The following is a 21,082-nucleotide window of genomic DNA, read 5'->3' on the forward strand; positions in this document are numbered from 1 at the left end:
GAAAAGGATGAAATCATTAACACGCGTAAGCGCAGTCAACTGGAATAAGATTCAGGATGATAAGGATCTTGAGGTCTGGAACCGCCTGACCAGCAACTTCTGGCTACCGGAAAAGGTGCCGCTGTCGAATGATATCCCCGCCTGGCAGACGCTGAGTTACGCAGAGCAGCAGCTGACGATACGGGTTTTCACCGGGCTGACGCTGCTGGACACCATTCAGAATACTGTCGGCGCACCTGCGCTGATGGCCGATGCGCAGACACCTCATGAAGAGGCGGTGTTGTCGAACATCAGCTTTATGGAAGCGGTGCATGCCCGCTCCTATAGCTCGATTTTCTCCACACTCTGTCAAACTAAAGATGTGGACGCCGCCTATGCGTGGAGTGAGGAGAACAGCGCGCTGCAGCGCAAAGCCCAGCTCATTCTGGCCTATTATCGCGCCGACGATCCGCTCAAAAAGAAAATTGCCAGCGTCTTTCTGGAGTCGTTTTTGTTCTATTCCGGCTTCTGGTTACCGATGTACTGGTCCAGTCGAGGTAAGCTGACGAATACGGCGGATCTGATTCGTCTTATCATTCGCGATGAGGCGGTACACGGTTATTACATTGGTTATAAGTATCAGAAAGCGCTGGAAAAAGTCAGCAGTGAAAAGCGTGATGAGTTAAAAAATTTCGCCCTGGAACTGATGCTTGATCTCTATGATAACGAAGTGGCCTACAGCGAAGCGGTGTACGCGGAGTCAGGCTGGGCTGAGGAGGTGAAAGCCTTCCTGTGCTACAACGCCAACAAAGCGCTGATGAATCTTGGCTATGAACCTCTCTTCCCGGCAGAAATGGCGCAAGTTAATCCGGCAATCCTCGCAGCATTATCGCCGGGAGCGGATGAAAACCACGACTTCTTCTCCGGTTCCGGTTCGTCTTATGTGATGGGAAAAGCGGTAGAGACCGAGGACGAAGACTGGAATTTTTGAGGCGTCCTCTCCCCTCACCCCGCCCTCGCCCCATCGGCTGAAGAATCCCCTGAAATAAATGCGAGCACGCTCGGTCCCCTCGCCCCTTTGGGAAGAGGACCAGGGTGAGGGGAACATGGGGCGCTTAGGGTCATTCCGTTCACCTTATGTTCCTTGCTTGTCTGTAGCGACAGAACCCGTGAACGTGCCAGGGTGGTTCACCGCCACCCCCCTGGCAACCCGGGCTCCCGGCCAGGAAAATCGCCGCTGGCGCGGCATTATTCACCCCATCCCTGGGGCTCACCCTTTCAGGGCTAGCGCAGGCGCTATTCAACATTGCTTCCGGCAATTTTGTCGTCTTATGTCGTCTGACTATCGGGTCGGGGACCAGCCTGCCTCCTTGTAGGCTATCCCCTCCGCCCGCTTCCCTGCGGGCGGCCCCGGTCAGCCGTCAACGCCTCATCGATTTTCAGCCGGACCCTGTCATCGCGGTGACGGTTTTATTCTCATTGCGCCGTGGTATCGCTGTACAACGTAATACTACTGGCGATCCCTCAGCCCCATTAGGGAGAGGGAGAAAATTGGGGAGAAGGAGAAAAGCAGGCCGCACCCGGCTTATTTAACCCGCGTCGATCCGATCCCCTCTCTCCAGTGGGGAGAGGGCCAGGGTGAGGGGAAATATCCGCACATTGCGCAATATAATTCTCGTGCACGCCTTACAAATATTCTGCAATATTTCATGTGTCATTCTTTCGTCATATTTCCCTTCAATCACCACTCTTACCCCAGAATTCCACCTTCAAATACGAAAAATCTCACATTAATTCAACTACCGCTCAGCCCTTATCTCATGGGAAATTCTCACCATTTTTGCATTGCCAAATTCCATCAAGAGAGGATTGAAGGGTTGTCACAGAATCTCAGTATGCTAGGGTATACGCGGTCAATTATTCGCATCAGGTAACATATCGACATAAATAAATAACAGGAAACGTTTTATTGCATGGCAATTAAATTAGAAGTTAAGAATCTCTATAAGATATTTGGCGAGCATCCGCAGAGAGCTTTCAAATATATCGAAAAAGGACTTTCGAAAGAACAAATTCTGGAAAAAACGGGGCTATCGCTTGGCGTTAAAGACGCCAGTCTGGCCATTGAAGAAGGCGAGATATTTGTCATCATGGGATTATCCGGTTCGGGTAAGTCCACAATGGTACGCCTTCTCAATCGCCTGATTGAACCCACCCGCGGGCAGGTGCTGATTGATGGCGTCGATATCGCCAAAATATCAGATGCTGAACTCCGTGAGGTGCGCAGGAAAAAGATTGCGATGGTCTTCCAGTCATTCGCGCTAATGCCGCATATGACAGTGCTAAATAACACTGCGTTCGGCATGGAATTAGCGGGTGCCAGCGCCAGTGAACGTCAGGAAAAAGCACTTGATGCATTGCGTCAGGTAGGGCTTGAAAATTATGCCCATGCTTATCCTGATGAACTCTCTGGCGGTATGCGTCAGCGTGTAGGTCTGGCCCGCGCATTAGCCATCAACCCGGATATCTTATTAATGGATGAAGCCTTCTCTGCGCTCGACCCATTAATTCGTACCGAGATGCAGGATGAGTTGGTTAAATTACAATCGCGACATCAGCGTACTGTGGTCTTTATTTCACATGACCTGGATGAAGCGATGCGTATTGGCGACCGGATTGCCATTATGCAAAACGGTGAAGTGGTGCAGGTCGGTACGCCGGATGAAATTTTGAATAATCCGGCGAATGATTATGTGCGCACCTTCTTCCGTGGTGTGGATATCAGTCAGGTATTCAGTGCAAAAGATATTGCCCGCCGTACCCCGGTTGGCCTTATTCGCCGCACGCCGGGTTTTGGCCCTCGTTCCGCCCTGAAACTGTTGCAGGATGAAGACCGTGAATATGGTTATGTCATTGAACGCGGTAATAAATTTGTTGGCATTGTCTCCATCGACTCCCTGAAAACGGCGCTTGGCCAGAATCTGGGTATCGATGCGGCGTTAATTGACACCCCGCTTGCGGTGGATGCCGAAACGCCGCTCAGCGAGTTGCTCTCTCATGTAGGCCAGGCACCCTGCGCGGTACCGGTCGTGGGTGAAGAGCAGCAATACGTGGGCATCATCTCCAAACGGATGCTGCTCCAGGCATTAGATCGTGAGGGGGCAAACAATGGCTGATCAAAACAACCCGTGGGAGAGCGCACCCGCAACAGAGAACGCAGCACAATCGGCAGACGCATGGGGTTCTTCAGCAGCCCCGGCACCGACTGACGGTAGCAGCGCAGACTGGCTGAACAGCGCCCCGGCCCCGGCGCCGGAGCACTTCAACATCATGGATCCGTTTCATAAGACGCTGATCCCACTTGATAGCTGGGTCACCGAAGGGATTGATTGGGTCGTGACCCACTTCCGTCCGGTGTTCCAGGGCATTCGTGTGCCGGTGGATTACATCCTGAGCGGTTTTCAGCAACTGCTGCTGGGCATGCCTGCCCCGGTTGCCATCACTCTTTTCGCGCTGATTGCCTGGCAGATCGGCAGCGCAGGAATGGGGGTGGCAACGCTTGTCTCCCTGATTGCGATTGGCGCGATTGGTGCCTGGTCGCAGGCAATGGTGACTCTGGCCCTGGTACTGACCGCCCTATTGTTCTGCATCATTATCGGGCTACCGCTCGGCATATGGCTGGCGCGCAGCCAGCGCGCGGCGAAAATTATTCGCCCGTTGCTGGATGCCATGCAGACAACGCCTGCCTTTGTCTACCTGGTGCCCATCGTCATGCTGTTTGGTATCGGCAACGTACCTGGCGTGGTGGTAACCATTATCTTCGCCCTGCCGCCGGTGGTTCGTCTGACCATTCTGGGTATTAATCAGGTGCCGGAAGATTTGATTGAAGCGTCACGTTCATTTGGTGCCAGCCCGCGCCAGATGCTGTTTAAAGTACAGTTACCACTGGCCATGCCCACCATTATGGCGGGGATCAACCAGACGCTAATGCTTGCCCTCTCCATGGTAGTGATCGCATCAATGATCGCCGTCGGTGGGCTTGGCCAGATGGTACTTCGCGGTATTGGCCGTCTCGATATGGGGCTGGCAACCGTCGGTGGCGTGGGGATCGTTATCCTTGCCATCATCCTCGACCGCCTGACACAGGCGATGGGTCGCGATGCCCGCAGCAGGGGTAATCGCCGCTGGTACAGCACCGGCCCGCTTGGGTTAATTACCCGCCCGTTCACGAAGTAACGATGTCGCTGCCCGGCCAGCCGGTCGGGCCAGCAACGTCTTATCCCACCACATAAAAAGGAACAACGATGCGACATACCATACTTCTTGCCACAGCGTTTACCACCCTTGTCTCCACCAGCGCTCTTGCTGCCGACCTGCCAGGAAAAGGCATTACCGTTCAGCCTTTCCAGAGCACCATTTCTGAAGAAGCTTTCCAGACGCTGCTGGTCAGCCGTGCGCTGGAAAAGCTCGGCTATACCGTTAACAAACCCAGCGAAGTAGATTACAACGTCGGTTATACCTCAATGGCCGCCGGCGACGTGACCTTCACTGCCGTAAACTGGAAACCTCTGCACGACGACATGTATGCGGCTGCTGGGGGGGATAAAAAATTCTACCGTGAAGGCACCTATGTGACCGGCGCTGCGCAGGGCTACCTCATCGACAAAAAAACCGCAGACCAGTACCACATCACCAATATTGAACAGCTAAAAGATCCGAAAATCGCCAAAATCTTCGACACCAACGGCGACGGCAAGGCAGACATGATGGGCTGCTCACCAGGCTGGGGCTGTGAAGCCGTCATTAATCATCAGAATAAAGCCTTCGATCTGGAGAAAACCGTAACCGTCAGCCACGGTAACTACTCGGCGATGATGGCCGACACCATCACCCGCTTTAAAGAGGGTAAACCGATTATCTATTACACCTGGACGCCATACTGGGTGAGCGATGTGATGAAACCCGGTAAAGATGTCGTCTGGTTGCAGGTTCCGTTCTCCTCCCTGCCAGGCGAGCAGAAGGATATTGACACTAAGCTGCCGAACGGCATGAACTATGGCTTCCCGGTTAACACCATGCACATTGTGGCCAACAAAGCCTGGGCCGAGAAAAACCCGGCGGCGGCAAAACTGTTCTCCGTGATGAAACTGCCGCTGGCAGACATCAATGCGCAGAACGCTATGATGCACGCGGGCAAATCTTCTGAAGCGGATGTGCAGGGTCACGTTGATGGCTGGATCAAAGCCCACCAGCAGCAGTTTGATGGCTGGGTGAAAGAAGCGCTGGCGGCGCAGAAGTAAGGGTTAGCTTTTTAGTCGCCCTTCCCCTCAGTTTTCTCCCTCTTCCTATGGGAGAGGGAGCCCCACAAAAATTTGCGAGCACGATCGGTCCCCTCGCCCCACCGGGGAGAGGGCCAGGGTGAGGGGAACATGCGGCTCTTGTGGTCATTCCGTTCACCTCATGTTCCCTGCTTTTCTGTCACGCCAGAACCCGTGAACGTGCCAGGGTGGTTCACCGCCACCACCCTGGCGACCCGGGCTCCCGGCAAGGAAAATCGCCGCTTCGCGGTCCATGATGCTTATGTCGTCTGACTATCGGGTCGGGGACCAGCCTGCCTCCCTGCAGGCTATCCCCTCCGCCCGCTTCCCTGCGGGCGGCCCCGGTCAGCCGTCAACGCCTCATCGATTTTCAGCCGGACCCAGTCATCGCGGTGACTGTTTTGTTCTCATTTCGCCGTGGTATCGCTGTAAAAGGTCATATTACCGGGAATTCATCAGCCCTTGAGGGTGAGGCCATCAGACCGCACGCCTGCCTGACCGCACTAACCGACACGCGATCGCGCTCACATTTTTCCCCTCATTCGTTATTATTGGTTTCTACAAAATAATCAGCTAACGAATCATTCAAAGAAAAATGACAAAAACAGATCAAGGGCTTAGCCCGGCGCTGATTGCGCTCATGTCCATCGCCACGGGGCTCTCCGTTGCCAATAATTATTACGCGCAACCGCTGCTTGACGCGATTGCCCGCGCCTTTTCACTCTCACCTAATCAGGCAGGATTTATTGTCACTGCCGCGCAGCTTGGCTATGCCGCTGGTTTGCTCTTTCTGGTGCCGCTGGGGGATATGTTTGAGCGCAGGCGGCTGATTGTCACCATGACGCTGCTGGCGGCGGGTGGCATGTTGATTACGGCGAGCAGCACCACGCTGGGGATGATGATTCTGGGCACCGCGCTGACGGGGCTATTTTCGGTGGTGGCACAGATCCTCGTGCCGCTGGCTGCTACGCTGGCGACGCCGGCAAAACGGGGTAAAGTCATCGGCACCATCATGAGCGGCCTGCTGCTCGGCATTTTGCTGGCCCGAACTGTCGCCGGCCTGCTGGCAGGTTTAGGGGGCTGGCGAACGGTCTACTGGGTCGCCAGCGTGCTGATGGTAATGATGGCTATCGCCCTGTGGCGTGGGCTGCCCAGAGTCAAACAGGATAACCACCTGAATTATCCGCAGCTTCTGAAGTCCATTTTTACCCTGTTTGCAAAAGAAAAGCTGTTGCGAACCCGTGCGTTACTGGGCTGCCTCTCCTTCGCCAACTTCAGCATTCTCTGGACCTCAATGGCCTTCCTGCTCGCTGCACCGCCGTTCAATTTCTCAGAGGGCGTTATTGGCCTGTTCGGGCTGGTTGGGGCGGCGGGTGCGCTCGGCGCGCGTCCCTTTGGTGGTCTGGCTGACAAAGGGAAAGCCCATCTCACTACCACTGTCTCTCTCGCCCTGCTGTTTTTGTCCTGGCTGGTCATCGGCCTCGGGCAAAGTTCGGTGCTGGCGCTTATCGTCGGGATTCTGGTTCTGGATTTGACCGTACAGGGCGTGCATATCACTAATCAGACGGTAATTTATCGTATTAAACCGGATGCACGTAACCGGCTTACCGCCGGTTATATGACCAGCTACTTCATTGGTGGCGCAGCGGGATCGTTAATTTCTGCTTCTGCATGGCAACAGGCAGGCTGGACAGGGGTAAGTATCGCCGGCGGCTGTTTCGCTGCCCTGAACCTGCTGGTCTGGTGGCGAGGCTACCATCGCCAGTCAGACGCAGAATAAAATCGCGCCGCGATGGCTGCGATCACCAAAAAAGCGGGGTGTTAAGGCGCCCCGTAGTCTGTTAAGGTTAATGCACTATTTATCCCGGTGATTTTAACGTGGGTGATATTTAACACAGACTATGGATAGTTCAGCCACGAGTACGGAGTCCACTCCTCTCTCTTCCGCCACCTTTCTCGAAGGGTTCAAAGACAGCCTGCCCATCGTACTCAGTTACGTTCCCGTTGCCTTTGCATTCGGCCTGAATGCGACCAGACTGGGTTTCTCCCCCCTTGAAAGCCTCTTTTTTTCCTGCATTATCTACGCCGGCGCCAGCCAGTTTGTCATAACCGCCATGCTTGCGGCAGGCAGCTCACTCTGGATTGCCGCCCTCACGGTGATGGCGATGGACGTCCGCCATGTTTTGTATGGTCCCTCTCTGCGCAGCCGCATTCAACAGCCATTAAAAAAATCCAGAACCGCGCTCTGGGCTTTTGGTCTTACTGATGAAGTTTTTGCTGCCGCCACGGCTAAACTGGTGCGCGACAACCGCCGCTGGAGTGAAGCCTGGATGGCGGGCATTGCGCTAAGTGCCTGGCTCTCCTGGGTGGCAGGCACTTTTCTCGGTGCCTTTTCGGGTAATGGGCTGCTTGCGGGCTATCCGGCGGTTGAAGCCGCGTTAGGATTTATGCTTCCGGCCCTGTTTATGAGTTTCCTGCTGGCCTCCTTTCAGCGCACGCAAAGCCTGTGCGTCACCGCCTCCCTGCTCGGCGCGCTGGCGGGCGTCACCCTGTTTTCCATTCCGGTGGCCATTCTCGCGGGCATCGTCTGCGGTTGTCTGACTGCACTGGTGCAGGCGTTTTATCAGGGAGCCCCCGATGCGTAACGATGTTCTCCTTCTCGGACTGCTGGTCGGCTGCGTTAACTATCTGTTTCGCTATTTGCCGTTACGCTTGTATTCCGGGCAGCCCCGCCCGGGCAAACGCGGCGTCACCGGGGTGTTGCTTGACACCATCGGCATCGCCTCTATCTGCGCATTACTGGTGGTCTCAACCGCACCGGATGTTATCCATGATGGTCGCAGACTGCTGCCAACCCTGACTGGCTTCGCTGTTCTGGGACTGAGTTTCTGGAAGACGCGAAGCATCATCATTCCGACTTTACTCGGCGCCCTCGCGTACGGAATCGCCTGGAAACTGCTGACAGTCCCATAACTAAAGCAAATGTATTCGACCAAATAATACATTTACTTTATTTGTCACTGTCGTTACTATATCGACTGCAATTAATGAGGTTATGCCCAAATGGATAGTTCGTTTACACCCATTGAACAAATGCTTAAATTCCGCGCCAGCCGTTATGAGGATTTTCCTTTCCAGGAAATTCTGCTGACTCGCCTGTGTATGCACATGCAGGGAAAACTGCTGGAAAACCGCAATAAGATGCTGAAAGCTCAAGGGATTAACGAAACACTGTTTATGGCGTTGATCACCTTAGAGTCGCAGGAAAACCACAGCATCCAGCCTTCTGAACTGAGCAGCGCGCTGGGTTCTTCCCGCACCAATGCGACCCGTATCGCCGACGAACTGGAAAAACGCGGCTGGATTGAACGCCGTGAAAGCAACAACGACCGCCGCTGTCTGCACCTGCAGTTGACGGACAAAGGCCATGAATTCTTGCGTCAGGTACTGCCTCCCCAGCATCACTGCCTGCACCAACTCTGGTCCTCCTTAAGCAATGAAGAGAAGGGCCAACTCGAGAACATCACCCGTAAGCTTCTTACACGCCTTGATCAAATGGATGAAGACGGTGTCATTTTAGAGGCGCTGCGCTAAGGCTGAAGCTGCCCGACCATCCAGATTAATAAGAAGAATGCTGACAGGCCGGCACGTCATACTGCTGGCCTTTCTGACTAAAGAGGTCGGCCTGAGCCGATAAGAAAAAAATAAGATCGTGGAGAAAAACATGAGCGCAAATGCGGAGACTCAAGCCCCGCAGCAACCGGTCAAGAAGAAAGGTAAACGTAAAGGTGCCCTTCTGCTGTTGACCTTGCTCTTTATTGTTATTGCCGTGGCATATGGAATTTATTGGTTTTTGGTGGTGCGTCATTTTGAAGAGACCGATGATGCCTACGTGGCAGGTAACCAGGTGCAGATCATGGCGCAGGTATCCGGTAGCGTGACGAAAGTCTGGGCCGACAATACCGACTATGTAAAGCAGGGGGATGTTCTGGTGACTCTGGATGCCACCGATGCCCAACAGGCGTTTGAAAAAGCGCAGACGGCGCTCGCCTCAAGCGTGCGTCAAACCCGCCAGCTGATGATTAACGGTAAGCAGCTGCAGGCCAGTATTGAGCTGCAAAGAACCGCCCTTGCACAGGCGCAAACTGACCTTAACCGCCGTGTTCCGCTGGGCAGCGCTAACCTGATTGGTCGCGAAGAGCTCCAGCACGCCCGCGATGCGGTTACCAGCGCTCAGGCGCAACTTGACGTCGCCATCCAGCAATACAACGCCAACCAGGCGATGATTATGGATACCCGACTGGAAGATCAGCCTGCGGTGAAACAGGCGGCAGCCGAAGTGCGTAACGCCTGGCTTGCCCTGCAACGCACCAAAATCGTCAGCCCCATCACGGGCTATGTCTCTCGTCGTGCCGTTCAGCCTGGTGCCCAGATCAGCCCGACCACTGCCCTGATGGCCGTAGTCCCGGCCACCGGTTTATGGGTCGATGCTAACTTTAAAGAGACGCAGCTGGCCCATATGCGTATTGGGCAGACCGCAACCGTTGTCAGCGATATCTACGGCGATGACGTGAAGTACACCGGTAAAGTCGTGGGCCTGGATATGGGTACCGGCAGCGCCTTCTCGCTGTTACCCGCTCAAAACGCAACGGGCAACTGGATCAAAGTGGTACAGCGTCTGCCGGTACGTATTGAACTTGATGAAAAGCAGTTGAGCGAACATCCGCTGCGTATCGGTCTCTCCTCTCTGGTAACGGTGGACACCACTAACCGTGACGGTCAGGTGCTGGCAAGTCAGGTACGCACCCGCCCGGCTTACGAAAGTAATGCGCGTGAGCTGAATCTGGAGCCGGTTAACACGCTGATCGAAGAGATCGTGAAAGCCAACGCGGGTTAATCTGAGGTGCAAATGCAACAGAGAAAACCGCTCGAAGGCGCGCAACTGGTCATTATGACCATTGCGCTTTCCCTGGCGACCTTCATGCAGGTGCTGGATTCCACCATCGCCAACGTGGCTATCCCCACTATTGCCGGCAACCTTGGCTCATCCCTGAGCCAGGGAACCTGGGTTATTACCTCGTTCGGGGTGGCAAACGCCATCTCGATCCCGATTACCGGCTGGCTGGCGAAGCGGGTCGGTGAGGTCAAACTGTTCCTCTGGTCGACGGTCGCCTTTGCCATTGCCTCCTGGGCGTGCGGCGTGTCGAACAGCCTGAACATGCTGATCTTCTTCCGTGTCATTCAGGGGATTGTGGCCGGGCCGTTAATTCCTCTGTCACAAAGCCTGTTGCTGAGTAACTACCCTCCCGCAAAACGCTCCATTGCCCTCGCGCTCTGGTCGATGACCGTGATCGTGGCACCAATCTGTGGCCCGATTCTGGGTGGTTACATCAGCGATAACTACCACTGGGGCTGGATCTTCTTCATCAACGTCCCCATTGGCATCCTGGTGGTGGCATTGACGTTACAGTCCCTGCGTGGGCGGGAAACCCGTACCGAACAACGGCGTATTGATGGCGTAGGCCTTGCGCTGCTGGTGCTCGGGATCGGTAGTCTGCAGGTGATGCTGGACCAGGGGAAAGAGCTCGACTGGTTTAACTCGAAAGAGATAATCATCCTCACCATCGTGGCGGTGGTATCGATAAGTTTCCTGATTGTCTGGGAGCTGACCGATGATAACCCGATCGTGGATTTGTCGCTGTTCCGGTCGCGAAACTTCACCATCGGCTGTTTGTGTATCAGTCTTGCCTATATGCTCTACTTCGGCGCGATTGTGCTGTTACCGCAGCTGTTGCAGGAGGTTTATGGCTATACGGCCACCTGGGCAGGGCTGGCGTCGGCGCCGGTCGGGGTGATACCGGTACTGCTGTCACCGATCATTGGCCGCTTTGCTCATAAGCTGGACATGCGCCGTCTGGTCACCTTCAGCTTTATTATGTATGCCGTCTGTTTCTACTGGCGTGCCTACACGTTCGAACCCGGAATGGATTTTGGCGCATCAGCCTGGCCGCAGTTTATCCAGGGCTTTGCCGTGGCCTGCTTCTTTATGCCACTCACCACCATTACCCTTTCCGGCCTGCCGCCGGAGCGACTGGCGGCGGCATCAAGCCTGTCAAACTTTGCCCGAACCCTGGCAGGCTCTATTGGTACGTCGATTACCACCACGCTGTGGACAAACCGTGAGTCGTTGCACCATGCGCAACTGACCGAATCGGTTAACCCCTACAACCCGAATTCGCAGGAGGTATATAACCAACTGCAAGGGATGGGGATGTCGCAGCAGCAGGCCTCAGGATGGATAGCCCAACAGATAACCAATCAGGGGCTGATTATCTCTGCCAATGAGATATTTTGGGTGTCGGCAGGTGTGTTTCTGCTTCTGCTGGGGCTGGTATGGTTTGCCAGACCGCCGTTCGGCGCGGGCGGCGGAGGCGGTGGCGCCCACTAAGCAATCGGCAATACACGACATTGATAAGGGATCCTGGGATCCCTTTCTTTTTGCCTTTTCCCGCAGGTGGTTGTTTTATCATCACAAGCGGTGTATCTTTACGCCCGCCCCGAAATCTTCCATTCACCCTGACTGGTTCTGAGCATCGCGCTCAGGTTGTTTATCCCTCTGACGTCATCCACCCCTGTGCGGGTGATTCATATTCCACCACTTTTAACCTACTCAATCTGGCATTCGCACGCCGCGCGGGCGAACAATAATTACACAACAAATGATGGATTATCATGAATTCGCAACGAAAATACGGGAGAACCTGGCACTATCCATTCTCCCCCGGAACCACCAGCGATGACCGCATCAACGCCGACTACTGGCGTGACATTCAGGCATTGTCGTCGCTGATACATACCGAAAAGCTGGACGGCGAAAATAACTGCCTTAACCGCTACGGCGTTTTTGCGCGTTCTCACGCCGCCCCAACCCAGTCCGCGTGGACACATAAAATTCGCCAGCGCTGGGAATTGCTGAAAAACGATCTCGGTGACCTCGAACTTTTTGGTGAAAACCTCTATGCGGTCCACTCCATTGAGTATCACGCGCTTGAGCAGGACTTTTACCTGTTCGCCGTGCGCTGCCAGGACATGTGGCTCGGCTGGGAAGAGGTCAAATTTTATGCCGCGCTCTTTGATTTCCCCTGCGTGCCTGAGATGCAGGGACCGCAGCCTGGCATGGATGAGAAACGCTGGCAGCGTGAGTTTCTGGCGCTGACAACCGGCAGGGGGGCATTCGATCCCTGGGACACCCAGACCGGCATGCCCTGCACGCTGGAAGGGGTGGTCAGTCGCAACAGTGAACCATTCCCGGTGGATGATTTTGGCCACAACGTCTTTAAGTTCGTGCGCAAAAATCATGTTAAAACCTCCGAGCACTGGAAGCGCAACTGGCGGCGCGCCCGCATGGCATATGAATTTTCCGCAGGAGAGACACCATGATCTGGCAACTGAGCGACGACAAACGCTGGCCCACATTACGTCAACGTTTTAGCTTCGTGGAGGAGATGCATCAGGTACCGCAGGACCCTTACCATCATGCGGAAGGGGATGTGGGCATCCATACCGGAATGGTGATCAGTGCGTTAACGAGTATGCCTGACTATCAGCGGCTTCCCCTCCAGCAGCAGGAGATAATGTGGGCGGCGGCGCTGCTGCACGATGTGGAAAAGCGCAGCACCACTTATCAGGATGAAGCGGGGCGTATCCACTCGCCTGGGCATGCGCGAAAAGGAGAACTGACCGCGCGACAGATACTGTGGCGCGACATCCCTGCCCCTTTCGCGCTGCGTGAGCAGATTGTGGCGCTGGTCCGTCTGCATGGCCTTCCGCTCTGGTTGCTGGAACGTCCTGCGCCGGAGCGCTTGCTGTTAAGCGCTGCCATGCGCATTGACACCCGCCTGCTGGCACTGCTTGCGCGCGCTGACATGGAGGGACGTGAATGCCAGGATAAGCAGGAGATGCTCGACCGCATCGCCTTATTCGAACTCTTTTGCGAGGAGAATCAGTGCTGGGGGCAAGCTCGTATGTTTGCCTCCGACGCCGCGCGCTGGTACTACCTGACCCATGAGAACAGTCCGGCCGACTTTGTTCCCTGGGAGACGGACTCCTTTGAGGTGACGCTCCTTAGCGCGCTACCGGGTATGGGCAAAGACAGCTACATCCAGGCGCACTGTCAGGGCATGGCTGTCGTCAGCCTGGATGATATCCGCCGACGGCTGAGCGTGGATCCTGGCGATCGCACGGCAACCGGGCAGGTCGTTCAGCTAGCGAAAGAGGAGGCCCGGGTTTTGTTACGGCAGAAAACCCCCTTCGTGTGGAATGCCACAAACATCAGCCGACAGCTGCGAACTCAGCTCATTAGCCTGTTTACCGCCTACGGCGCGCGGGTAAAAATTGTCTATCTGGAGGTCCCCTGGTCGCAGTGGAAAGCGCAGAATGCCAACCGTCAGCATGCCGTACCTGAAGAGGTCATTATGCGTATGGCGGGCAAACTTGAGGTACCTCAACCCGACGAGGCGCATTGCGTGGAGTATCGGGTTACAGATGCATAAACTCAAAGCGCCTCTTCTTAAGAGGCGCTTTTTCGCTACTTCGTTTTTCCCGTCACTTCCAGAGTCAGTTCCGAGGCCACTCCGGGAGGAACCGTGCCAGGTATTCCTTTTTCACCATAGGCCAGTTGCCAGGGAACGGTAATTTTCACCTTCCCGCCAACGCCTAAACGTCTTATGCCCTGCTGCATGAGATCGGGCAACCTGCTGACCTGCCCGGTTCGCCGCTCACCTTTCGCCATTACTTTTCCGGTGCTGAGTTTCTCATTCAGCGTAAAGTGAATCACATCATCCGCAGCAAGCAATGGCCCGCTCCCTTTCCTCAGTACCTGATAGACCACACCGTTTGCGACTTTCTCGGCACCTTTTGCTTTCTCAGCCTGAGCAACGAACCTTTCGCTTTGCTGCTGGTTACTGGTGCTCTCGCGGCTGTGTTTTTCAGCCACTTTGCTGTCGAGCCTGGCCAAAAGAGTGTGAATGTCTGCTTGCGAGAGCTGTGGTCTGTTTTGTAACTCGTCCTCAATCCCCTGCACAAGCGCGTTGACCCTATACTGATACCCCGCCTCCTCAAGCACCTTTATTTCACTGCGTACCTGGGTGGCGTAATAGATACCCAGGGCATAGTTTGTCTGTGCGTTTTCGGAAGGTTTTTTCTTCATCGAGAACGACGGCGCGTTCGCTTTATCGCGTTCCGCTGAGGCTTTGATTTCGGCGTCCAGCGTTGTCAGCCGCTTCGCCATCTCTGAATTTTCATTGCGCGCCTGCATCACCGTCTTTTCCAGTTCAGCGATTTTCTGGCGCTTTTCTTCGCTGTCTTTCATGGCGTCATCGCGTGCCTGGGCAGTTCTGGCAAGTTCTGTTTCAAGCGCTTGAGTGGCTTTACTGTGGTCGGTACGCGCCACCTGCTGCTGCCTGAGCGCCGTCACTTCGCCCTGCGCCTCTTTTAAACGCTGGCTCAGCGTCGCGTGTGCCCGCGCCGCCTCCTCGTTCTGCTGCTCAAGTGCACGATTTCTGGCCTCCTGCGCGGTAGCTTTTTCCTGCAAAGCCCTGAGCCTGTCGGCCCATTCCTCCTTCCCTTTTTCTGCTTCCGCCAGTTTTGCCGTCAGCTGAACGAGGGTGTTATCACGTTCGGCAAGGGTCGCCTGTTGCTGCTCACAGACCGATCTGTCTGCCTGATGTCGGGCTAACGTTGCGGAAGTGCTCGCGACCCTGGCTTTCAGCTCTTCGACCTGGCGGTTGAGGGTGTCTATCTCTTTGTCATCACGGCGACGACTATCTGCAATCTGTTTTTCCGCAGCCAGAAGCTGCTGATGTAATTGTTTATTTTCATCCCTGAACGATGTCGCCTCCTCAGAGAGCGCCTGTGGCGGAGAAGCCAGCAGCGCCTGGTACTTTTTGTTGAGCGCGTTGAGCTGGTTCCGGGTTTTGCTGAGTTGCCGCTTAAGTTCGGTGAGCGCATGACCAGATGAGACTGGCGTATCCTTGACTGAAGCGGGTTTGATTTTACAAGTTGAGCTTTCAGTCGCAGGGGCTTTTTCTGGCGCGATCACAGGAGAAGGTGGAGGGTTATTTTGCGCAGTCGCCTCAGGCTGGTTAAACAGCGTTGTCGGTTCCGGTATTAACATCCCCTCGTGTTTAAGACGATCAATTAATAATTGCGCCTCAGCATGAATGAGGCCCGGAAATGTTGACCATAATAATATTACGATAACAGATAATAATTTTTTCATAATTTATTCAGTTCATTTGCGCGAGTTGCCATGCTCGTGAAGACTGCACTACGCACGCGAGCACAAACCAGATCTACTTTATTATTCAGTTCCATACTGATAATTTCAGCCGCGTCACCCTTGATAAATGCCTGATTCTTTTTGTAGACCTCATAATTGCTGTTAATGATGCTGAACTGTTGCTGGTAACGCCTGAAGGTGGCATGGTCGAGGGTTTTGAGGGCGGTAAACATCTGATAACACTGCAACTCCTTTTGCTTCTCCTGCTGCGCCAACGTTGTACTGGCCGGTTTGGGTTTCGTGCATCCTGCCAGTACACAAGCGAACATAATCAAACACAATCCATAGTGAAATGACCGCATAATTACCTCAAATTATTGCATTGCATTTTTTAAATTATTCAAAAAATGAATACGTTGATTCCGCAAGGGTTTCAAATGAAATTTAGAAAATCAAAAACTACCATGAGACCATAAAAATAACAACCAACCGCTAATAAATCCCCCCTCTCTACGTCGCAGAGCACAATGCTATTATTGAATTAAAAAAAGTAACCCCAAAATAATATTCCTTTCGCCAATGGGTTTATAAAAATGCTTATTAGGTTCTCACGTAATACCCCACTGACAGCGCGAGATAAGCTGCAGCCTGAGGGCTTATTGCCAGCGAAATTGTCCAAAACGCTATAGCTTCTGTCAGTTTTGCTAAAGCAGCGTGTTGTTATTCATTGCACGATGAAACAAAGACAACAGGAGCGCCACATGCTGCAGAATCCCGCACAAAAATATCAACCTCATCCACCTATTTCATTACCCGATCGCCGTTGGCCCGACAGGCAACTGACCCAGGCACCGCGCTGGCTCTCGACCGATCTTCGCGACGGTAATCAGGCTCTGGCGGAACCGATGGACAGCGAGCGAAAACTGACGTTCTGGGATCTGCTGCTCGGCTGCGGATTTAAAGAGATTGAAGTCGCTTTTCCCTCCGCCTCCCAGACGGATTTCAATTTTGTTCGTCAGTTAATTGAAGAAGATCGCATTCCTCGGGATGTCACGATTCAGGTGTTAACCCAGGCCAGAGAAGATTTGATTCACCGGACCTTCGAGTCGCTCAAGGGGGCACATAGCGCCACCATCCATCTGTATAACGCCACCGCACCGCTGTTTCGCAGGCTGGTGTTTGGGATGGAAAAAGCCGATGTGATTGCCCTTGCCGTTCGCTCCACGCGTTTGATTCGCGAGTGCTGCGAGGCCCGGCCAGAGACGCGCTGGCAGTATGAATATTCACCAGAAACGTTCTGCTTTACTGAACCAGAATTTGCGCTGGAAATTTGTGAGGCCGTGGCGGATGTCTGGCAGCCTTCCTCTTCACGACCGATGATCGTCAACCTGCCCGCCACGGTGGAAGTCAACACACCCAATGTGTATGCCGATCAGATTGAGTATTTTTGCCGTCACTTTACCCGGCGCAGGCAGGTCAGTATCAGCGTCCATCCGCATAACGACCGTGGCACCGGTGTCGCCAGCGCAGAACTGGCCCTGCTGGCAGGAGCGGATCGCGTCGAAGGGTGCCTGTTTGGTAATGGAGAGCGTACCGGGAACGTTTGTCTGGTGACCCTGGCAATGAATCTCTACAGCCAGGGCGTCTCCCCTGCGCTGGATTTCAGCAATATGCAGCAGATCGTAGAAGGGGTAGAACGATGTAATCAGCTTCCCGTTCACCCACGCCACCCCTGGGCTGGACGCCTCGCCTATACCGCCTTTTCCGGCTCCCATCAGGACGCCATCAAAAAAGGGTTTGATGCCCGTAACGCGGACGATCGCTGGGAGATGCCTTACCTGCCCGTAGACCCGCAGGATATCGGTTGTAGCTATGAAGCGGTGATCCGCGTTAACAGTCAGTCCGGGAAAAGCGGCAGCGCATGGCTCATCGAACAAAACCACGGCCTGAAGCTGCCCCGCGCGCTGCAACAGGACTTCAGCCAGTTTGTCCAGCAGGAGGCCGATGCTCACGGCAAAGAGATGACGCAAAACGCCGTGTGGCAACGCTTTCGGGAGCGCTATGGGTTAATGGCACAGCCGCCGATTGCGCTGGTAAATTATAAAAGCGAAAGCCAGGAGGACGGGCAGCTGCTGTTGCAGGCCACGGTCAGTTTTGATGGCGTGGAGCGAAGACTGGAAGGTCAGGGGAATGGGTTGCTTTCGGCCGCCGCCGGAGCCCTGAGCCAGGTGCTGAAAAAATCGTTCAGCATTAAGGATTATCATGAACATACGCTCGGTGAGCGTAGCGATAGCCGCTCCGTTGCTTATATTCACTGTCTCTTTCCCGATGGCACCGGGCACTGGGGAGTGGGCATCGATAATGATGTCGCACGCGCGTCGTTACAGGCGCTGCTTAACGCCCTAAACGGCGGACGTTAATTTTCAGGTGAGCGAAAGTACTCGCTGGGTGATATGCCCATCACCCGGCGAAACATTGCGGAAAAGGCGCTGTGGCTGCCATAGCCGAGATCGAGCGCCACGCGCAGTACGGAATGACCGAGCGCCAGCCGTACCAGCGCTTCCATCAATTTCGCCCGGCGTACCCACTCGCTGAACGTCAATCCCGTTTGCTGCTGGAAATGGCGGTTAAGCGTCTTTTCGCTGGTGCCTATAAGGCTCGCCGCGGCGGGCGCGCTCCAGGGCTGTACTATCGCATCGCGAATCTGCTGACAGAGCTTTCTCAGCGTGTCGCTTTGCGGTTCAGGTAACCAGAAGGGTAACGCCTGCATGCCGCGAATCTCATCCAGTACCAACTCATAAATTCGCTCATCGCGGCTACCGGGGCGATAAGCTTCTTCCAGAGAAAAAGCGGCCACGATCAGTTCGCGAAGCAGTGGGGTGATTTGCACAATCTGGCAGGAGGCGGGGAGATCTGCCCTGGCGAGAGGGTCAATAAACAGCGTTCGGGCTGCGACGTTGCCGGTAATGCGAATGGCATGCTGCGTGCCGGCCGGTAACCAGACACCGCGCCCCGGAGGCACCACCCAGCAGCCAGCGGCAGTCTCTACCCGCACGACGCCGGTGAGAATGTGCAGCAGCTGTGCGCAGTCATGATAATGCCAGGGTTCACTTTCACCGTGCACATAATCGCGGGCATAAGGGACGAAGGGTCGGTGCCGGAAGCTGAATGAAACGGTTGTCGTCATCGGTGTGAATAACCCGAACCTTCCCTCTCCCGCAGGAGAGGGAAAAGGTGCACTAGATGTGCAGTTCCTGCAGTTTTTCTTTTGGCAGCGCCAGCTCGTCATTGCTGTTCACGCGCACGTCGCGATCGAGAATATGACGGGCAATCTCCTGCGCTTCAGTCAGTGAGTGCATATGGTAGGTGCCGCACTGGTAAACGTTCAGCTCAGGGATCTGGTTCTGCTCTTTCACTTTCAGTACGTCGGCCATTGCCGCTTTCCACGCCTCAGCCACGCGCACTTCATCAGGCGTACCGATCAGGCTCATGTAGAAGCCGGTGCGGCATCCCATTGGCGAGATGTCGATAATCTCCACGCCGTTCCCGTTGAGATGATCGCGCATAAAACCAGCAAACAGATGCTCCAGCGTATGGATCCCTTTCTCAGGCATCACTTCTTTATTAGGCACACAAAAACGCAGATCGAATACGGTGATGGCGTCGCCATGCGGCGTGTTCATGGTCTTAGCAACACGAACAGCAGGCGCTTCCATACGGGTATGATCGACAGTGAAGCTATCCAACAATGGCATTTAGTCACCTCCACAGTGATTTTTTTAAAAATAAAATGAACTCTTTGAACGCATGCGAGTCTGAATCTATGAAAGACGCGCATTTGTTATCATCATCCCTGATTTAGAGATGAATATTTTGGCCACAGTAATGTGGCCTTTTTCTTTTCTGTCAGGCGTGTCTTGCCAGCAGTGCCTCGAATGGCTCCGTATCCGCTGCCTCAACCTCTTTCTGTCGGGACCAGGATGCTTCACACTCGTTGCGGAAATCGTCCTCGCGCAAAATCTCCAGCGGCTCTTCACGCAGCATCGAACGATATTCATCCGCCAGGGCTTTGCCCGTACCGCCGATACCTTGATCAATCATAGAACGCAGAATACGCGCCGAGAATGTCAGTTCCGGATCGTCAAAGCTTGCCACCAGCGCATCACAAACATTCTCGTAGTGATGATCACCGTCAAGTCCATCAAGGATCTGCGCAACCCGTTTCAGATCGCTAAACAGATCTTTACCGACCTGCTGAAGCGGGAACTGATCGGCTTCACACCCTATCCCCAGTGTCAGACCTGGTTTGCGTCCTTCCAGGATCACGCGGTTCCAGTTTTTACGGGTGCAGAGTAATTCATCACTGCTCATCTCAGGCGCATCGGCCAGTACACACCAGACCATGAAGAGATCCAGGAAGCGAACCTGTTGCTCATCCACGCCAATTGGCGTGAACGGGTTGATATCCAGTGAGCGTACTTCGATGTATTCAATCCCGCCGCGCTGCAACGCTTCAGAAGGCGTTTCACCACTACGGGTTACGCGTTTTGGACGAATCGGGGCGTAAAGTTCGTTTTCAATCTGCAGGATGTTGGTGTTGATTTGCAGATATTTGCCGTCTTTCTCCAGACCGAGCTTCGCGTACTCCCCGGAAGGGGTTTTAATGGCACGCTTAAGCGCCGCCACGTAGTCATCCAGATTATTAAAGGTGATGCCAAGATTACTTTGCGATTTATTGGTATAGCCAAGATCGCTCAAACGCAATGAGGTGGCGTAAGGCAGATAGTACATCCCGCCTGGCGTTTTCTCGAATGGCAGGGTCGTCGGCTTGCCCTGCAGGAAAGAGGGGCAGATTGCCGGAGATGCACCGAAGAGGTACGGGATTACCCAACCAAAACGGTAGTAGTTACGAATAAGACGGAAGTAGCCTGCCGATACGGAATCTTTGTCGGTGTCACCGCATTTCGCCTGCCAGAATGCCAGGGGCAGCGAAAAGTTATAATGTACCCCTGAAATGGTCTGCATTAACGCACCGTAACGGTTTTTCAGCCCCTCACGGTACAGTGTTTTCAGGCGACCAATGTTCGAGCTGCCATATTGTGCCAGTTCAATATTCTGGCCGTTCTCGATGTAGCACGGCATGCTGAGCGGCCACATACGCTCGTCGCCAATTTCACGCGCGGTATAACGGTGAACATCGCGCATGATGGTCAGCATATGCCTGATATCACCATCAACAGGCGTGATAAATTCCAACAATGCTTCCGCAAAGTCGGTAGTGATCCATTTATGGGTCAACGCGGAACCCAGCGCGGATGGATGACCGGTTGTTGCAAGGGTGCCATCCGCATTGACGCGAAGCGTCTCACGCTCAAGACCACGTTGAATCCCCTTCAGAGCCTGAGGATTTTTTTCCAGCCAGGACAATGCCTGCGATACGTCCGGGATCAAATTGACCTCCCGCCTGTAATAATCATTTTATTAAGCATAATTGTAATGGTTGACG

Annotated in this window: 18 protein-coding genes; 13 read left to right on the forward strand and 5 right to left on the reverse strand. The window is 54.2% G+C overall.

Going from position 1 to position 21,082, the window contains the following annotated elements; all coding sequences use genetic code 11:
* Positions 1-7 precede the first annotated feature (7 nt).
* The 12 genes from nrdF (at position 8) to M1D91_RS18120 (ending at position 13,849) form a co-directional block, all read left to right on the forward strand.
* Positions 8-970 carry a class 1b ribonucleoside-diphosphate reductase subunit beta gene (gene nrdF, locus M1D91_RS18065; protein ID WP_437433245.1) on the forward strand — a complete coding sequence of 321 codons (963 nt, stop codon included), beginning with the start codon at positions 8-10 and terminating at the stop codon, positions 968-970.
* Between the two features lie 982 nt (positions 971-1,952).
* Entirely contained in the window at positions 1,953-3,155 is a 1,203-nt protein-coding gene (proV, locus tag M1D91_RS18070) for a glycine betaine/L-proline ABC transporter ATP-binding protein ProV (RefSeq protein WP_437433246.1), read from the forward strand.
* The gene (proW, locus tag M1D91_RS18075; RefSeq protein ID WP_437433247.1) at positions 3,148-4,215 is read left to right on the forward strand and encodes a glycine betaine/L-proline ABC transporter permease ProW; all 1,068 of its coding nucleotides are present in this window, start codon (positions 3,148-3,150) and stop codon (positions 4,213-4,215) included. Before proV ends, proW begins: the two co-directional genes overlap by 8 nt.
* Before the next feature lie 68 nt (positions 4,216-4,283).
* On the forward strand, positions 4,284-5,279 hold the full coding sequence (gene proX / locus M1D91_RS18080; RefSeq protein ID WP_437433248.1) for a glycine betaine/L-proline ABC transporter substrate-binding protein ProX: 996 nt from the start codon (positions 4,284-4,286) through the stop codon (positions 5,277-5,279).
* 613 nt (positions 5,280-5,892) lie between these two features.
* Positions 5,893-7,077: an MFS transporter gene (locus M1D91_RS18085; protein ID WP_437432640.1), complete on the forward strand. Its 1,185-nt coding sequence runs from the start codon at positions 5,893-5,895 to the stop codon at positions 7,075-7,077.
* Between the two features lie 121 nt (positions 7,078-7,198).
* Positions 7,199-7,942 carry an AzlC family ABC transporter permease gene (locus tag M1D91_RS18090; RefSeq protein ID WP_437432639.1) on the forward strand — a complete coding sequence of 248 codons (744 nt, stop codon included), beginning with the start codon at positions 7,199-7,201 and terminating at the stop codon, positions 7,940-7,942.
* Positions 7,935-8,270: an L-valine transporter subunit YgaH gene (gene ygaH / locus M1D91_RS18095; RefSeq protein ID WP_437432638.1), complete on the forward strand. Its 336-nt coding sequence runs from the start codon at positions 7,935-7,937 to the stop codon at positions 8,268-8,270. The genes M1D91_RS18090 and ygaH overlap by 8 nt, the downstream gene beginning before the upstream one ends.
* A 90-nt stretch (positions 8,271-8,360) precedes the next feature.
* Positions 8,361-8,891, forward strand: coding sequence for a transcriptional repressor MprA (gene mprA / locus M1D91_RS18100; RefSeq protein WP_437432637.1), 531 nt, complete (start codon positions 8,361-8,363; stop codon positions 8,889-8,891).
* Positions 8,892-9,021: 130 nt separating this feature from the next.
* Complete coding sequence (gene emrA, locus M1D91_RS18105) at positions 9,022-10,194, forward strand: multidrug efflux MFS transporter periplasmic adaptor subunit EmrA (protein ID WP_437432636.1); 1,173 nt, start codon at positions 9,022-9,024, stop codon at positions 10,192-10,194.
* 12 nt (positions 10,195-10,206) lie between these two features.
* A complete protein-coding gene (gene emrB, locus M1D91_RS18110; RefSeq protein ID WP_437432635.1) occupies positions 10,207-11,745 on the forward strand; it encodes a multidrug efflux MFS transporter permease subunit EmrB in 1,539 nt (512 codons plus the stop codon).
* 284 nt (positions 11,746-12,029) lie between these two features.
* Complete coding sequence (locus M1D91_RS18115; RefSeq protein ID WP_437432634.1) at positions 12,030-12,737, forward strand: RNA ligase family protein; 708 nt, start codon at positions 12,030-12,032, stop codon at positions 12,735-12,737.
* Positions 12,734-13,849 (forward strand): AAA family ATPase, encoded by a 1,116-nt coding sequence (locus M1D91_RS18120; protein ID WP_437432633.1) that lies wholly within the window; start codon positions 12,734-12,736, stop codon positions 13,847-13,849. Before M1D91_RS18115 ends, M1D91_RS18120 begins: the two co-directional genes overlap by 4 nt.
* Positions 13,850-13,884: 35 nt before the next feature.
* Here M1D91_RS18120 and M1D91_RS18125 read toward each other — a convergent pair whose 3' ends face one another.
* Together M1D91_RS18125 and M1D91_RS18130 are read right to left on the reverse strand one after the other, a co-directional pair.
* Positions 13,885-15,471 (reverse strand): FKBP-type peptidyl-prolyl cis-trans isomerase N-terminal domain-containing protein, encoded by a 1,587-nt coding sequence (locus tag M1D91_RS18125; protein ID WP_437432632.1) that lies wholly within the window; start codon positions 15,469-15,471, stop codon positions 13,885-13,887.
* A 101-nt stretch (positions 15,472-15,572) separates the two neighbouring features.
* A complete protein-coding gene (locus M1D91_RS18130; protein ID WP_437432631.1) occupies positions 15,573-15,911 on the reverse strand; it encodes a hypothetical protein in 339 nt (112 codons plus the stop codon).
* 426 nt (positions 15,912-16,337) lie between these two features.
* On the opposite strand from M1D91_RS18130, the gene leuA reads away from it, so the two are divergent.
* Positions 16,338-17,996 (forward strand): 2-isopropylmalate synthase, encoded by a 1,659-nt coding sequence (leuA, locus tag M1D91_RS18135; protein WP_437432630.1) that lies wholly within the window; start codon positions 16,338-16,340, stop codon positions 17,994-17,996.
* Here leuA and M1D91_RS18140 read toward each other — a convergent pair.
* The 3 genes from M1D91_RS18140 to gshA form a co-directional block, all read right to left on the reverse strand.
* The gene (locus tag M1D91_RS18140; protein WP_437432629.1) at positions 17,993-18,763 is read right to left on the reverse strand and encodes an AraC family transcriptional regulator; all 771 of its coding nucleotides are present in this window, start codon (positions 18,761-18,763) and stop codon (positions 17,993-17,995) included. The two genes, leuA and M1D91_RS18140, sit on opposite strands and share 4 nt — an antisense overlap.
* A 52-nt stretch (positions 18,764-18,815) precedes the next feature.
* Positions 18,816-19,331 (reverse strand): S-ribosylhomocysteine lyase, encoded by a 516-nt coding sequence (gene luxS, locus M1D91_RS18145; protein WP_437432628.1) that lies wholly within the window; start codon positions 19,329-19,331, stop codon positions 18,816-18,818.
* A 151-nt stretch (positions 19,332-19,482) separates the two neighbouring features.
* Entirely contained in the window at positions 19,483-21,027 is a 1,545-nt protein-coding gene (gene gshA / locus M1D91_RS18150) for a glutamate--cysteine ligase (RefSeq protein WP_437432627.1), read from the reverse strand.
* Between the last annotated feature and the right edge of the window lie 55 nt (positions 21,028-21,082).

This window comes from Enterobacter sp. SA197, assembly GCF_054131575.1.

Excerpts from the sequence above, each read along its gene's own strand:
- nrdF (WP_437433245.1), top strand. The coding sequence starts at position 8 with ATGAAATCATTAACACGCGTAAGCGCAGTCAACTGGAATAAGATTCAG.
- proV (WP_437433246.1), top strand. The coding sequence starts at position 1,953 with ATGGCAATTAAATTAGAAGTTAAGAATCTCTATAAGATATTTGGCGAG.
- proW (WP_437433247.1), top strand. The coding sequence starts at position 3,148 with ATGGCTGATCAAAACAACCCGTGGGAGAGCGCACCCGCAACAGAGAAC.
- proX (WP_437433248.1), top strand. The coding sequence starts at position 4,284 with ATGCGACATACCATACTTCTTGCCACAGCGTTTACCACCCTTGTCTCC.
- M1D91_RS18085 (WP_437432640.1), top strand. The coding sequence starts at position 5,893 with ATGACAAAAACAGATCAAGGGCTTAGCCCGGCGCTGATTGCGCTCATG.
- M1D91_RS18090 (WP_437432639.1), top strand. The coding sequence starts at position 7,199 with ATGGATAGTTCAGCCACGAGTACGGAGTCCACTCCTCTCTCTTCCGCC.
- ygaH (WP_437432638.1), top strand. The coding sequence starts at position 7,935 with ATGCGTAACGATGTTCTCCTTCTCGGACTGCTGGTCGGCTGCGTTAAC.
- mprA (WP_437432637.1), top strand. The coding sequence starts at position 8,361 with ATGGATAGTTCGTTTACACCCATTGAACAAATGCTTAAATTCCGCGCC.
- emrA (WP_437432636.1), top strand. The coding sequence starts at position 9,022 with ATGAGCGCAAATGCGGAGACTCAAGCCCCGCAGCAACCGGTCAAGAAG.
- emrB (WP_437432635.1), top strand. The coding sequence starts at position 10,207 with ATGCAACAGAGAAAACCGCTCGAAGGCGCGCAACTGGTCATTATGACC.
- M1D91_RS18115 (WP_437432634.1), top strand. The coding sequence starts at position 12,030 with ATGAATTCGCAACGAAAATACGGGAGAACCTGGCACTATCCATTCTCC.
- M1D91_RS18120 (WP_437432633.1), top strand. The coding sequence starts at position 12,734 with ATGATCTGGCAACTGAGCGACGACAAACGCTGGCCCACATTACGTCAA.
- M1D91_RS18125 (WP_437432632.1), bottom strand. The coding sequence starts at position 15,471 with ATGTTAATACCGGAACCGACAACGCTGTTTAACCAGCCTGAGGCGACT.
- leuA (WP_437432630.1), top strand. The coding sequence starts at position 16,338 with ATGCTGCAGAATCCCGCACAAAAATATCAACCTCATCCACCTATTTCA.
- M1D91_RS18140 (WP_437432629.1), bottom strand. The coding sequence starts at position 18,763 with ATGACGACAACCGTTTCATTCAGCTTCCGGCACCGACCCTTCGTCCCT.
- luxS (WP_437432628.1), bottom strand. The coding sequence starts at position 19,331 with ATGCCATTGTTGGATAGCTTCACTGTCGATCATACCCGTATGGAAGCG.